This is a genomic window from Spirulina sp. LEGE 11439, assembly GCF_059821285.1.
Genome location: NZ_JCAMRX010000079.1, coordinates 1 through 13025 on the forward strand (window position 1 = coordinate 1; position 13025 = coordinate 13025).

Here is a 13025-nt window from a genome sequence, read left to right on the forward strand (position 1 = left end):
CCACAAGTTTGATGCTTTTCTTGACTCTCTCCAATTTTTGTCCTGTACTTAGAGCCCTAACACAAACGCGAATAATTTGCGATTAACCATAACGAGATCCTCGATCGCTTCTCCCTAATTTACCCCAGAGCCATCCTTGCCAACGAAGCACTCTGCCAAGAAAAGCGATCTGTAATTAAATTGTTCTTCTTATCTCGATCCGCCAGGGATTAAAAATCCCTGTCTCATACGAAAAATCCATTGAAATGGATTGGGGAATTTCGCTGGCGATCGAGGAACGATCGCTTCTCCCTAATTTACCCCAGAGTCATGCTTCCCAACGACGCGATCTGCCAAGAAAAGCGATCGCGAGTTAAAATGAAACTTGCCGATTCAACAATAACTCAAGATTGACGACGAGACCTGCAAGACAGAAAATGCAAGAAACACTAGCGATCGCGCTTCCCGATCTCAAAATTGCTCAATTTTGCCAAAAATATCACATTCATAAACTTTCCGTATTTGGTTCGGTCTTACGGGATGATTTTTCTAGCGAAAGTGACATTGATTTCTTGGTAGAATTTGAACCCAATTGTACGCCCGGTTATATTCGTTTAGCGGGAATGGAAATAGAACTCTCGGAAATGATCGATCGCAAAGCCGATCTGAGAACAATTTCCGAACTCAGTCGTTATTTTCGACAACAAGTATTAGAAGAAGCAAAAGTACAATATGTCAAAGATTGACGATCGCACGCGCTTGCTGCATATGCGCGATGCAGCACAAGAAATCGCAACATTTATTCAAGGTAAAACAAGAGAATCCCTTGAAACTGATAGAATGTTGGTGCTATCTCTCGTTAAATTAGTTGAAATTATTGGAGAAGCTGCTTCGAGAGTCTCCCGAGAAAAACAAGCAGAAATTAAAACGATTCCTTGGGCGCAAATTATTAGCATGAGAAATCGCTTAATTCATGGCTATTATGAAATCGATCTCGATATTGTCTGGAAAACGATCGTAGAAGATTTAGAGCCTTTACTTGCATTGCTAGAAGAAGCGATCGCAAGAGAAAAAGAGTCATCGGAATAAACCATGCGATCGCAATCTCTTCTTCAATGCAAAACTACCCGATCGCAAACTCCGTATACTGCCGAACGTGAGGCGCATGATACGCTAAAACAATATCTTGTTTGGGAACTCCTCGTGCTACCAAACGATTCGCGATCGCTTCTTCTGTCCCGTCGTGTTGTACCCAGATTTTCCCATCCTGAATATCAACGTGAATAATGCAACCATAGATGCGAGTGCTGCTATTTTTCCAACCCACATGAACCAATTGATAGCGATCGCGTTTCGTGTCGAAAATAACCTCGCTTTTTACCGGATCGTCGGGATTTCTCCAGCTTGCGCGATCGATGAGTAATTCTTGAACCAGTTGGCGATATTCTTCTACTTTATCCATTGTAAAGTCTCCTTTTTTTGCGTGTCATAAACAAGAAGCAAGATTTGATTTTGACGAACAACTTTTTGAATGAAAGACTGTTGAAAAAAGCGCTGATAAATTTCTAAAGGAATCGCTAAATAAAGTATGCGATCGGGATCGTCATCTTCTAAAGCGATGCGATAATTAATAAATTGTCCCAGTGCGGTATGAAAATCTGAGATTGTTGAAGGTGCAAGAAAAGTTTTGATTTCTATTGCAATTTTTTCACGATCCTTCGTTGCAGCTAACAATAATTCCGCCCCTAAATCAATATAAAAGTCTACAAATCCTAAATCGATATGATACGGATCGTGAGTAATCGTCCAACCTTCATTCTCGAGGGCGGTTCTAACTAATTGGTGAAACTTATCTTTAGCCGACATCTTGGAGAATTGATGATTCTGAGTTAATTTTAGCGAAAAAAGTCACTTGTCATTCAACTCATGCCAATTTAACCCCCAAACCCGGTAAATTTCTTGGCACTAACCTGCCATTTTCCAACATTGCCCCTTGAAACGGATCGTCAATCAAATTGAGGTGACTATCGAGATCGAGATAAGTCGCATAGGGAGCAAGTTGCGCCATTGCAGTATTCGCTAAAATACTATCAGAATAACAACCATACATGATTTGTAAATTGAGCGATCGCGCCACCCGAATCATATTTAACGCTTCCGTCAGTCCTCCCGCTTTCATGATTTTGATATTAATGCCATGAATGCAATCAGATAAACGCAAAATATCCGCACTATTGAAACAACTTTCATCGATGAAAATCGGTAAAGGAGACTTTTCATATAAAATTGGAAAATCTTTTTCTGTAATCGCATTTAAAGGCTGTTCAAGATGTAGAACTCCTTGTTCTGCCAACCATTGAGACATTTTTATCGCTTCAGATAAACTCCAACCGCCATTAGCATCTACACTAATCTCTGCCTCGGGTGCTTCTTCTTTAACCGCAAGAAAAAGGGCGCGATCGCATTCAATTCCCTCGGGACTGCCGAGTTTTAATTTAATCACTTTAGCCTCAATAACTTCTCGCCATTGACGCACCCTTTCTCTGGCTCTTTCTGGAGAACTAATCCCCACTGTTACAGAAGTCGGAACAACGCGACTCAAATCTAAACCCCACAACTTCCATAAGGGAAGATTTGCCCGTTTTCCCAACCAATCGTAGAGTGCCATATCGATCGCTGCTCTCACTGCCGTTGATGCGTTTGCCTCCTGCAAAATCTTCTCAATTTTTTGGCGTTCCCAAGGTTCAAATACTTCTAAACTAGGAATGAGTGCGTTGAATTCTGCGAGTAATTTCTCTGGAGTAGGTTTGCTTTCTGTGGTAATAGAAAAGGGCGAGGCTTCTCCCCATCCTTCCAAGTTATTGTGTTGGATTTTTACCCAAATATTCGTATTTTCCACGCTCGTTCCTCGGCTGATTGTGAGAGGAACTTTTTTGTGAACACTAAAAAGTTGTGATTCAATTTTCACTGGCGATCTGACTCAACTGCTATGGGGTATTCTCGTGTAAAATATAGCATCATTGCTCAATGAGGAATTTTATTTTTTATACTTGCGATCGCTTCATTATCCTCAAAATCAGAGTTGATGAAAATGAATGAAATTGCTTAAAGAGTCGGTTTTTGTAACAATTTATAAATAAAAGCCCTCAAGTGCATAAAAAGAGCCGGTATGACCCAAGAACAGATTACAGAGTCTTTCCTGTCACCAATTCAATAGATTGTATAGCTAAATTTCCTCTATTCAATTGCTCATGTACAACTTCTCACCTAGATATTCCGGTTTTTTCCTCCTATTTCCCAATATTTTTGGCTTTAAAGGCGGGGTGCAAGTTTACTCGGCTTTCCTGCTGCAAGCCTTGCAAGACCTCCATCCCCATACCCCCTATCGCATCTTCCTCAAATACGATAAAACGATCTCGTCTCACATTCCCGTCCGATCCCAAACCCGTTTTATCTGTTTGGGCAAGTTTCCTCAATGGTTGCAAAGCCTATTCATGTTAGCGGGGACAATGCTTATGGGAATTCTCGAACGCCCTCGCCTTGTTATTGCCACTCACCTTAACTACGGTGTCGCTTGCTATTGGTTGAAACAATTCACGGGAACGCCCTATTGGATCGTCGTTCATGGTTTGGAAGGCTGGGATCTCGCCCATCCTCAACGCCAACGCGCCCTACGCCATGCCGATCGCGTTCTCGCCGTCAGTCGCTATACTCGCGATCGCCTCCTCGCCGAACAAAATCTCGATCCCGATCGCATAGCCATTTTACCCAATACTTTCCTCGGCGATCGCTTCAAGATCGCCCCCAAACCTTCTCATTTACTGCAACGCTACGGTTTGACCGCCAACCAACCCGTTATTTTTACGTTGACTCGTTTGGCACAGTATAAAGGCTACGATCGCTTACTTCAGGCTTTGGTCAAAATTCGCCGTCACTTTCCCGATGTCCGTTATATTTTGGGTGGAAAAGGGGACGATATCCCTCGTATTCGCACTTTAGCTACAGAACTTGGCCTACAAGACTGCGTTACCCTGACAGGATTCATTCCCGACGAAGAATTGTGCGCTCATTATAATCTCTGCGATGTTTTTGCCCTACCCAGTACGGGAGAAGGGTTTGGAATTGTTTATTTAGAAGCATTGGCTTGCGGAAAACCCGTTCTTGGAGGCGATCGCGATGGTACGGTAGAACCTTTGGATTATGGTAAATATGGCTGTTTGGTGGATCCCGAAAATACAAACGCGATCGCAAATAATCTCATCGCGATTTTACGCGGAACACATCCTAACCGAACCCTTTTCGAGCCAGATATTTTAAGACAAAAAACTCTCGAACGGTTTGCTTTTCCACAATTCCGTCAAATTTTGGCGCAACATCTCGAATCAACTTTTGCGGCTGAGTCCAAGGAATGTAACGCTGAAAAGGCGATGCGATCGCCCTCTCTTTCCGAATCTAATCCAACATAAAAAATTCTCGGCAGTCCAAAACCCTCACTTAAAAAATTTATTTTCTCATTAACCACGTTCATCCCCTAAACTCAAGTTTTAACTTATCTTTCCGATTATTGATTTTTATCGACTTTTGGTAAAGATAGGTGTAGGGTTAGAGTATAGATTTAAATCAAATGTTAAAACAACATTAAAATAAAATAGATAAAGGCTCTATCTCATGTTAAGAGGCAAGCCTTCAATCTTATCGGGTAACGAGCAATGAGTCAAAACGCCGCCCAAAATGGCGCACATCTAAAAAATTCTCAGGATAAGGGGGAAACCGTGACAGTTAAAGAAGCACCTGCAAACCAATCTCAAGACAAAAAAGCCGAAGGAGAAACGGCGGGAATTCAAGTTTACCAACAATCTTTTCCCCTGCCGCAAAACCGTCCCATTGAACCCAGCCATCTCAATGTCGTCGGAACTTACAAGTCAATGGGAGATCGTCCCGTCATTTCCAGTGGTTTAGAAATTAGTAGCAGTATTGTTATATCCGGGAATCGCCCCATTACCAAAAGTCATTTAGCTATTAGCGAAACTCTCAAAGTCATGGGAAATCGCCCCGTTGCTCCCAATGATTTTGAAGATATTGCGACGCTAATCGGTTATCTGGATTAATCATTTCATAAAGTTTTGTAACTCAAACTTGACATCGCGATCGCACTTCTAACAGAAAAAGCGATCGCTTTTTCTTGCTTGTTTCTTCTTCCTCCTTTCTTCTCTCCTATGCCCCTGCAAATTTGGATACTTGCCGCCGGACGTTTGTGTCTGCAAACCGGATCGGGATTTATCTTGTTCTACACTACAATCTTTTTTGTGAACGAGATAGGATTGCCCGCCGCTCTCGTCGGTCTTGCGGTAGGCTGTCAGTCAATGGCAGGCATTGGCGGACGATTTTTAGGGGGAATTTTTTGTGATTCTCAGTCTGGGGGAAGGCGAAAAACTTTATTGCTTTCGGCTGTTATTTCTGCTTTTGGGGATGCCGGCTTAGCGATCGCGAACCATTTACCCCTCCTCATCCTTGCCAATCTTTGCTTAGGCTTGGGAATCGGTCTTTACTGGCCCTCTATTGAGACAACGATCGCCGACTTGACGACAGAAAACAAGCGTCACGAATCTTATGCGATCGCAACCGTTGCCGATACAATTGGTTTAGCGATCGGAACATTTTTGGGCGGGAAAATTATTGCGACATCAGGTAATTATCGCATCTTATTTGTATTGCAAGGACTGGCTTTTCTGATTTTCTTTACCATTATTGCTCTGGCAATTACCGAACCCGATCGCGCAGGTGATAAAGTTCTCGATCTGCAACAAGATTGGCTGAGAGTTTGGCAAGATCGCGCTTTTATTCTCTATATTTTGGTCAATACTTTCTTTATTTTCTATATTAATCAAATTTATACCACACTTTCTCTTTACTTTACTAATTTTATTACTTCTTCAGAAACAGGAAATATTTTAAACATTGAAGAAATTGGCTTTTTCATTACCTATTACATTAGTGTAACTGCCATTTGTCAAATTCCGATGGCTCGATTTCTCAAAACTTGCGATCGCTTCCAAGGGTTAATTAGCGCAATGTTGTTTTGGGGTGCTGGTTTTCTGGCACTCTCGGCGATCGGAACAACCCCTCAAAAAACAACCCCGCTCATTTTGATTACTATGACATTTTTTGCTTTGGGAACGGTTGCCCACGGTCCGACCTCTTTTGCCTTAGTCGCCGATCTTGCCCCGAAATCCTTACGAGGAACTTATTTTTCTTGGAGCAATCAATCTTGGGGAATTGCCTTCTCTCTCGGTCCTGTTTTAGGCGGTGGAGTCATGGGTTTTGCCTTACAACAAGATGATGCGATCGCGCACTTTTATTGGTTGGCGATCGCAACAACAACAGCGATCGGAATCGGCATTTTAATCTACATTCAGCAGTTATTAAAAAAGAGGCAATAGAGAGAAAAACTTTACTTTAATTTTGATTCCCGCATAAAATAACATTACTGCCGCCACTGCGTCCGCCAGAAATCCAGCCGCGAACCGGGGCAGAAATCTGCAACCACAAACGCCCATTGCGATCGCTAGAAGTGTTACCCGTTAGCGTTGCCGTGGCACCTTTTTTCACACTGCCAATTTCCGATCCCGTTTCAATATTGGGACGAGAACGAATCGCCAGATCCACGATCGCTAAACGACAGCTACCTTCCCGCAGATCGGTCAGTGCTGGAGTAATCGGCACAACCGGACTCGGACTGGGCTGGGGCTGAGGTTGGCTAGGAGTGTTAGAGGTTGGCGTGCCGGAACATTTTGTGAGGTGGCGAGCGATAACAAATCCTTCTACAGGCTGCCGGACGGAGATCCAGCCCTGTTGACCATTCCCCGCTAAAATCAGTTGAACGTTCGGTTCTAAGGTCGCTAACGTTTGACTGCTGGGATTGACAGACGGCTGAGAATAAACGTCAATGCGGCGGTTAGACTGTCGGCATTGACCCGCCAAAGATTGCGATCTCGCCGGAAATTGCAAGGCGATCGCCCCTACACCAGCCCAAAGAAAAAGAGCAAAAATTCGGATATTCATAGATTTAGGAATGAGTGAACAGACGATAGAGTAATCAGGAAAAGACAACTGGCAAATAACCAATCACCAATAACCTATTAAAATTAAAATAAACCCAAGCTGAATTTTTATTAATTTTTTGTGCCAAAACTTACTCAAACCGCTTGTCAATTTGATTCGATCGATGCTGCCCTTGCTGATTTTAAATCCGGTCGCCCTATCGTCGTCGTGGACGATGAAAATCGGGAAAATGAAGGGGATTTGATTTGTGCGGCTCAATTTACGACCCCCGATATTATTAATTTTATGGCGGTAGAGGCGCGAGGCTTGATTTGTCTGGCCATGACGGGAGAACGCCTCGATGAACTCGATCTCCCCCTCATGGTGGCCAAAAACACCGATCCCAATCAAACCGCTTTTACAGTCAGTATCGATGCCGCCCCTCATCTGGGGGTAACTACAGGCATTTCCGCCGACGATCGCGCCAAAACTATTCAAATTGCCATTAACCCGGCGACTCGTGGGGAAGATTTGCGCCGTCCCGGTCATATTTTCCCCATTCGTGCCAAATTGGGGGGAGTCCTAAAACGGGCGGGTCATACGGAAGCGGCGGTGGATTTATCGCGATTGTCGGGATTGTATCCTGCCGGGGTCATTTGCGAAATTCAAAATCCTGACGGTTCGATGGCGCGGTTGCCAGAATTAATCGAATACGCTGAAAAATATAAGCTCAAACTGATTAGTATTGCCGATCTTATTAGCTATCGCCTCAAACACGATCGCTTTGTCTATCGAGAATCCGTTTGCAAGTTTCCCAGCCAGTTTGGCACGTTTCAGGTTTACGCCTATCGCAACGTTCTCGATAATACAGAACATCTTGCTATTGTCAAGGGGAATCCGCAAGAATTTAGCGATCGCGCGATCGCGGTACGAATGCACTCAGAATGTTTGACGGGAGATGCCCTCGGATCCCTGCGTTGCGATTGTCGGATGCAGTTGCAATGTGCCTTAAAAATGATTGAAGATGCGGGGTTTGGAGTGGTCGTATATCTGCGTCAAGAAGGGCGCGGGATTGGGTTGGTGAATAAACTTAAGGCCTATTCCCTGCAAGATATGGGATTTGATACAGTCGAAGCCAATGAAAGATTGGGATTTCCTGCGGATTTGCGGGATTATGGCATGGGGGCGCAAATTCTCAATGATTTGGGGATTAAACAGATTTGCTTGATTACCAATAATCCTCGTAAAATAGCCGGATTAAAAGGATATGGTTTGGAAGTTGTCGATCGCGTTCCTTTACTCATTGAAGCAACAGATTACAATTCAGAATATTTAGCAACTAAGGCGAATAAGTTAGGACATTTGTTATTGCAAACTTATTTAGTGACAGTTGCCATTGATTGGAAAGAAGACGTTAAAAGTGCGATCGATCGCTATCAATTATTAGATAAGTTTCGCAGTTTGGTTCGTTCCCAAGATTTATTATTACAAGAAGAATCCCGTCCCGTTGCGATCGCGATCTTTGGTAAACCCTCTTTAGTGGTGCATATCGGTTTAGACCAAGCCAATGTTGCCGATGCAGATTGGTATCTCGATCGCGAGCATCCTTATGTCAAAGCCATGTGCCGTATTTTAGACGATCTGGTAACGTGGAATCGGCTCGAACGCTTAGAATTCTTGATTTCTACAGGAGACGATCCCATGATAGGGTTGCAGGTAAATTTATCGCGAAAATTGTATGCGTTGAGTCAAAAACCTTCAACATTGTGCGCGGGTTTAGAACGGCAAACGATTTATAGTTTTAGGGATTAACTGCGATCGCTTCCATACGACTTTCCTTAGATTTAGAGTATTGTAACCAGTATTAGCGAGTTCTGGTACAATAAAAAAGTATTTATTGAAGTCAGAGAAATTATGTTAAACTTACAGTTAGATCGAGACACAGAATGTCATTTAGTCGAAATTTTAGAGACAGAACAAACGAATTCTGAGGAATTGGTTAAACGTTTGATTTATGAACATTGGCTCAAATTACAATCTCATCCCGTGAAGACTCGCCCCACTATTGTTGAGAAGCGAGAGGGATATTCTGAAGAATCAAGCACAATTGTAGAAAGACTAGGAGGACATCCCGAACATCTTCTCCAAGATGCGCCGCCAGATTTTTCATCTCGATCCACTCGCAAGCGATTAGTCGCAGAATATATTTTTAATAAACACGCAAAAATTTAACAACAATTTGCAGAATTCAATGAGAAATACTCGGATTTACCGGGAGATTTTGCCGATTTATCTTTGGTCGCGATTTCAGAAAGACTGAATATTGCCGCGATCGCTACCCTTGATGATGACTTTTATGTTTACCAACGCTATCGCAAGCAACCCTTCGATCGCATCTCTTTAACTTAAATTACTAAGACTTACTCTAGCCTTTTTCAGTCAAAATCCAATCACGAATGATTTGATTAACTTGTCCGGGAACTTCATCATGAGGACAATGACCTGCTTGTAGGAAATGCTCGCTTAAATTGGGATAATGTTGACGGAATTTTGGGGCGCGATCGCAAACTTTCATCCACGGATCCCCTTCTCCCCAGATCGTTAATAAGGGATGCTGCAATTGAGATAATAAAACATCATTTTTCTCCCCTTGAGGAGACTTAAAAACAGAGGCAAAAACCTGCAAAGCACCGCGATCGCAAGACGGTGCATAAATTTCTTCCACTAAGCGATCGGTGACGGCACTTTTATCCAAATAAACTTTTTCTAAAGTCCGGCGAATGATTTGCGGACGGCGCAAATATTGAAAGAGGAGAAAATAGCCCCACGGTTGCAAGAAAATAAAACGCATTGTTTTGGCGATCGCAGTTTGTAGAGGGTTTTTCTGGACTGCATCACCTGTTTCGGAAAACGGCCCCGCACTGTTTAATAATATTAAGCCTGTGGCAGATTGAGGGCGCTGTGCCGCAACGCACAAAGAGGCATAACCCCCGAGAGAATTCCCCGCTAACACCACGGGTTCGGTAATCATTTCGGTGATAAAATCGTGTAACTGATCCCGCCACAAATCCCCGGAATATTGTATATTTGCCTTAGCAGAACGTCCGAAGCCCAATAAGTCGATCGCCCACACCTCAAAATCTGCTTGCAATTCTAAAATATTTTTGCGCCAATGGTCCGTAGAAGCCCCAAAACCATGAACGAGAAGGAGAGGAGGGCGATCTCGTTTTTGTCCGGCTTTAACGTAATAGATAGAATGACCCCGCCATTGCCAATAAGCACCGGGAATAGATTCAGTCGGTAAAAGAGTTGCTGTTTGCACGATCGCCAGTAATGTTAAGTTACGTTAAGTTATTGTAACGCAAAAAATGAAGCGCCGTCGGCTTTTAAGTCAATCGGGAATTGGATTTCTCAGCATATTCCTTTCGGGATGCGGCTGGACTTTGGCTGATATCCAAGCTAATTCCGCACTGTCAAATTCATCAGACGAGTTATATATCTATACTTGGGCAGCTTTTATTGACGATCGACTTTTGCAACAATTTACCAGAGAAACAGGAATTTTAGGTATTGCCAATATCTTTGATTCTAATGAGACCATGCTGGCTCGTTTTCAAGCGAGTGGAGGCGGAGGATATAGCATTCTTTATCCTTCTAGTTATATGGTCAAGCAAATGATACAATTAGAGTTACTTGTTGAATTAGATAAAGCTAGAATTCCAGCCTTAGAGCAACTATTTCCTCAATTTAAAAATCCTGCCTACGATCCCGAAAATCGTCACAGTATTCCGATCGCATGGGGAGTAACAGGATTAATTTATAATCGCACTCAAATTAAAGACCCTCCCCAAGATTGGGATTATCTCTGGCAACATCAACAAGTATTATCTAAACGAATTACTTTAGTCAATGATATTCGGGAAGTTATGGGGGCTGCGTTAAAATCATTAGGATGTTCTTATAATTCTACGAACCCCGAAGAAATCAAAGCAGCCTATGAGAAATTACAACAATTAAAACCTGCGATCGCAACCTTTACCACTGACGCTTGGAAAACTCAAATTTTAACGGGAGATATCGCGATCGCCATGTGTTATTCTGATGAAGCGAATAGAATAACCCGAGAACATGAAGATTTAGTTTTTGTCATTCCTGCCAGTGGTTCTGCCCTAGCAATTGATAATCTCGTCATTCCGAAAACGGCTCCTAATCTTGCAGGAGGTTATACTTGGATTAACTTCGTATTGCAACCGTCGTTATTAGCAAAACTTTGTCAGCGCTTAAGCTTTGGTACACCTAGCGAAGCCGCTTTTCATCTATTACCGCTTCCATTTCAACAAAACCCTATCCTTTTTCCTGACCCAGAAATATTGAGCTTGTGCGAAGAAATCGTTACCTTAGACAATAAAACAAACGAACTTTTAAACGATTACTGGACGCTTTTAACCAGTAGTTAAAACAATTTTCTCTTACCTATTAGCGAAAAGAAAAACGACGAATCGCGAAAAAACTGCCGATTGTGCCAACAGAAATTCCCAAGGTAAAAATAACAACAGGTAAAAGCCTTAATTGTAGAGCGCTCAATCGCAACCCTTCTATGAGAAATGCGAGAAAGTCAGTTTGGACAAAGAAAAGATTCGCTAAAAGCGTTCTCATCGTCGTAATTAATGTTAAAGCCAACGCGCCACCAACCAAGCCAAAAATAATCCCTTGAAAAATAAAGGGCAGAAAAATCCAAACTTTAGTTGCTCCGACAAGTTGCATAATTTCCAACTCATTGCGCCGTGCGACAGCAATTAAATTGAGCGTTGTGGTAATAACTGCGATCGCAGTTAAAGAAAGTACGCTGGTTAAAACAATTCCGATCCAACTCAAACCTCGTTGAATTTGTTGTAATCGTTCTCGTGCCTCATTAACATAGACCGTGCGATCGACCCCCGGGATGCGATTCAATTGAGCGACAATTTCTGGGACTTTTTGGGCATTATCTGCGATCGCTTTCAACTCATCAACGAGAGGATTTCCCTCGAGTTGTTCCGTTGCTTCTTCAACATCGGCAATGCCCAACTCTTCGAGTAAAGATTGCCAAGCGCGTTCCTTGGGAATCGTTCTAATATCTTTAACATGAGGGATATCTCTTACCATTGGGATCACGGCTTCCCCTTGCGTTTCCGGCGTGAGATAGACAGAAATTTCCAATTGATTGCCAAAATGCTCCAGCAGGGAATCTAATTGCCATGAGGTTTGCAAGCAAACGCCAAACAAAAAGAGGAGAACCGTTACGGTACTAATTGCCGCCCAATTCATCCAGCCTCCTCGCCGCAAACTGGATAGCGATTCGCTACACAGATAACCCAATTTGGTCAAAAATTGAAACATGAATATTAGTTATTGGTTATTGGTTATTGGTTGTTTCATCACTGATAACTGGTAACTGAAAATTTACCATGCGATCGCAAATAACAAAAACCCCGACGCAAGGCCGGGGCTAGAAATTAGACAATCAGAGAATTATTGCTGAAACCACTCCACCACAGCTTCTGCTTTAGTATTAGTATCGCGCGAAGGAGTTGCGCGATTAAAGTTCATGTGAATGGAACGAGTTTGTTCCCCATCTGCTGCAACTGCCATGATGGGATAATCCAGTTGACCGTCTTGGAAAGACATCTGAAAACGGAAAGTTCCATCAGGATTGAGTTTGATGGGTTTGCCACCAATTGTTACGGTTGCATCGGGTTCAGTTGCCCCATAGACAATTAATTCCGCATCAGCAACTAACCAGAATTTGCGAGGACGGATCGGGGGTGCAGAAGCGGAAAAGCCAACTCCCGACATACCTGCACCAGACATAGTTAAGCCTGCACCAGACATAGTTAAGCCTGCACCAGACATAGTTAAGCCTGCGCCGGACATAGTTAAGCCTGCGCCGGACATAGTTAAGCCTGCGCCGGACATCATGCCGATACCGGACATGGTTTCCATGCCCATCCCCGACATCATACCTG

The 13025-nt window shown here is 43.1% G+C and carries 14 protein-coding genes and 2 pseudogenes; 9 read left to right on the forward strand and 7 right to left on the reverse strand.

What is annotated here, in order from left to right; all coding sequences use genetic code 11:
• The first annotated feature begins 416 nt into the window (after positions 1-416).
• A complete protein-coding gene (locus AC6RV6_RS28240) occupies positions 417-725 on the forward strand; it encodes a nucleotidyltransferase family protein (RefSeq protein ID WP_500244237.1) in 309 nt (102 codons plus the stop codon).
• Positions 712-1068, forward strand: a complete 357-nt coding sequence (locus tag AC6RV6_RS28245; protein WP_500244238.1) for a HepT-like ribonuclease domain-containing protein — start codon at positions 712-714, stop codon at positions 1066-1068. Before AC6RV6_RS28240 ends, AC6RV6_RS28245 begins: the two co-directional genes overlap by 14 nt.
• 34 nt (positions 1069-1102) lie before the next feature.
• Here AC6RV6_RS28245 and AC6RV6_RS28250 read toward each other — a convergent pair whose 3' ends face one another.
• From AC6RV6_RS28250 to AC6RV6_RS28260, 3 genes are read right to left on the reverse strand one after another with little or no spacing between them, the layout of a single operon-like run.
• Complete coding sequence (locus tag AC6RV6_RS28250; protein WP_500244239.1) at positions 1103-1441, reverse strand: XisI protein; 339 nt, start codon at positions 1439-1441, stop codon at positions 1103-1105.
• Complete coding sequence (locus AC6RV6_RS28255; RefSeq protein WP_500244240.1) at positions 1429-1845, reverse strand: XisH family protein; 417 nt, start codon at positions 1843-1845, stop codon at positions 1429-1431. The genes AC6RV6_RS28250 and AC6RV6_RS28255 overlap by 13 nt, the downstream gene beginning before the upstream one ends.
• 58 nt (positions 1846-1903) lie before the next feature.
• Positions 1904-2947: a dipeptide epimerase gene (locus AC6RV6_RS28260; protein WP_500244241.1), complete on the reverse strand. Its 1044-nt coding sequence runs from the start codon at positions 2945-2947 to the stop codon at positions 1904-1906.
• Between the two features lie 283 nt (positions 2948-3230).
• On the opposite strand from AC6RV6_RS28260, the gene AC6RV6_RS28265 reads away from it, so the two are divergent.
• From AC6RV6_RS28265 to AC6RV6_RS28275, 3 genes are all read left to right on the forward strand, one after another.
• Entirely contained in the window at positions 3231-4445 is a 1215-nt protein-coding gene (locus tag AC6RV6_RS28265) for a glycosyltransferase (protein WP_500244242.1), read from the forward strand.
• A gap of 243 nt (positions 4446-4688) precedes the next feature.
• A complete protein-coding gene (locus tag AC6RV6_RS28270) occupies positions 4689-5087 on the forward strand; it encodes a hypothetical protein (protein WP_500244243.1) in 399 nt (132 codons plus the stop codon).
• Positions 5088-5195: 108 nt separating this feature from the next.
• Positions 5196-6419, forward strand: a complete 1224-nt coding sequence (locus tag AC6RV6_RS28275; protein ID WP_500244244.1) for an MFS transporter — start codon at positions 5196-5198, stop codon at positions 6417-6419.
• A 16-nt stretch (positions 6420-6435) separates the two neighbouring features.
• Here AC6RV6_RS28275 and AC6RV6_RS28280 read toward each other — a convergent pair whose 3' ends face one another.
• Positions 6436-7041 carry a hypothetical protein gene (locus AC6RV6_RS28280; RefSeq protein WP_500244245.1) on the reverse strand — a complete coding sequence of 202 codons (606 nt, stop codon included), beginning with the start codon at positions 7039-7041 and terminating at the stop codon, positions 6436-6438.
• A gap of 120 nt (positions 7042-7161) precedes the next feature.
• Here AC6RV6_RS28280 and ribBA point away from each other — a divergent pair, with 120 nt between their 5' ends.
• The 3 genes and pseudogenes from ribBA to AC6RV6_RS28295 all read left to right on the forward strand — a co-directional run.
• Positions 7162-8832: a bifunctional 3,4-dihydroxy-2-butanone-4-phosphate synthase/GTP cyclohydrolase II gene (ribBA, locus tag AC6RV6_RS28285; RefSeq protein ID WP_500244246.1), complete on the forward strand. Its 1671-nt coding sequence runs from the start codon at positions 7162-7164 to the stop codon at positions 8830-8832.
• Between the two features lie 102 nt (positions 8833-8934).
• On the forward strand, positions 8935-9252 hold the full coding sequence (locus tag AC6RV6_RS28290) for a hypothetical protein (protein ID WP_500244247.1): 318 nt from the start codon (positions 8935-8937) through the stop codon (positions 9250-9252).
• A 12-nt stretch (positions 9253-9264) separates the two neighbouring features.
• Positions 9265-9429 (forward strand): annotated as a pseudogene (locus AC6RV6_RS28295) (VapC toxin family PIN domain ribonuclease); the annotation flags it as partial.
• Between the two features lie 16 nt (positions 9430-9445).
• Here the strand turns inward: AC6RV6_RS28295 and AC6RV6_RS28300 are convergent.
• The gene (locus AC6RV6_RS28300; protein ID WP_500244248.1) at positions 9446-10342 is read right to left on the reverse strand and encodes an alpha/beta fold hydrolase; all 897 of its coding nucleotides are present in this window, start codon (positions 10340-10342) and stop codon (positions 9446-9448) included.
• Positions 10343-10388: 46 nt separating this feature from the next.
• On the opposite strand from AC6RV6_RS28300, the gene AC6RV6_RS28305 reads away from it, so the two are divergent.
• Complete coding sequence (locus AC6RV6_RS28305; RefSeq protein ID WP_500244249.1) at positions 10389-11477, forward strand: ABC transporter substrate-binding protein; 1089 nt, start codon at positions 10389-10391, stop codon at positions 11475-11477.
• A 19-nt stretch (positions 11478-11496) separates the two neighbouring features.
• On the opposite strand, the gene AC6RV6_RS28310 is transcribed toward AC6RV6_RS28305, so the two are convergent.
• A complete protein-coding gene (locus AC6RV6_RS28310) occupies positions 11497-12399 on the reverse strand; it encodes a cell division protein FtsX (protein ID WP_500244250.1) in 903 nt (300 codons plus the stop codon).
• A gap of 132 nt (positions 12400-12531) precedes the next feature.
• Positions 12532-13025 (reverse strand): annotated as a pseudogene (locus AC6RV6_RS28315) (DUF4912 domain-containing protein); the annotation flags it as partial.

Excerpts from the sequence above, each read along its gene's own strand:
- AC6RV6_RS28265 (WP_500244242.1), top strand. The coding sequence starts at position 3,231 with ATGTACAACTTCTCACCTAGATATTCCGGTTTTTTCCTCCTATTTCCC.
- AC6RV6_RS28240 (WP_500244237.1), top strand. The coding sequence starts at position 417 with ATGCAAGAAACACTAGCGATCGCGCTTCCCGATCTCAAAATTGCTCAA.
- AC6RV6_RS28275 (WP_500244244.1), top strand. The coding sequence starts at position 5,196 with ATGCCCCTGCAAATTTGGATACTTGCCGCCGGACGTTTGTGTCTGCAA.
- AC6RV6_RS28255 (WP_500244240.1), bottom strand. The coding sequence starts at position 1,845 with ATGTCGGCTAAAGATAAGTTTCACCAATTAGTTAGAACCGCCCTCGAG.
- AC6RV6_RS28250 (WP_500244239.1), bottom strand. The coding sequence starts at position 1,441 with ATGGATAAAGTAGAAGAATATCGCCAACTGGTTCAAGAATTACTCATC.
- AC6RV6_RS28270 (WP_500244243.1), top strand. The coding sequence starts at position 4,689 with ATGAGTCAAAACGCCGCCCAAAATGGCGCACATCTAAAAAATTCTCAG.
- AC6RV6_RS28280 (WP_500244245.1), bottom strand. The coding sequence starts at position 7,041 with ATGAATATCCGAATTTTTGCTCTTTTTCTTTGGGCTGGTGTAGGGGCG.
- AC6RV6_RS28310 (WP_500244250.1), bottom strand. The coding sequence starts at position 12,399 with ATGTTTCAATTTTTGACCAAATTGGGTTATCTGTGTAGCGAATCGCTA.
- AC6RV6_RS28245 (WP_500244238.1), top strand. The coding sequence starts at position 712 with ATGTCAAAGATTGACGATCGCACGCGCTTGCTGCATATGCGCGATGCA.
- AC6RV6_RS28305 (WP_500244249.1), top strand. The coding sequence starts at position 10,389 with ATGAAGCGCCGTCGGCTTTTAAGTCAATCGGGAATTGGATTTCTCAGC.
- AC6RV6_RS28290 (WP_500244247.1), top strand. The coding sequence starts at position 8,935 with ATGTTAAACTTACAGTTAGATCGAGACACAGAATGTCATTTAGTCGAA.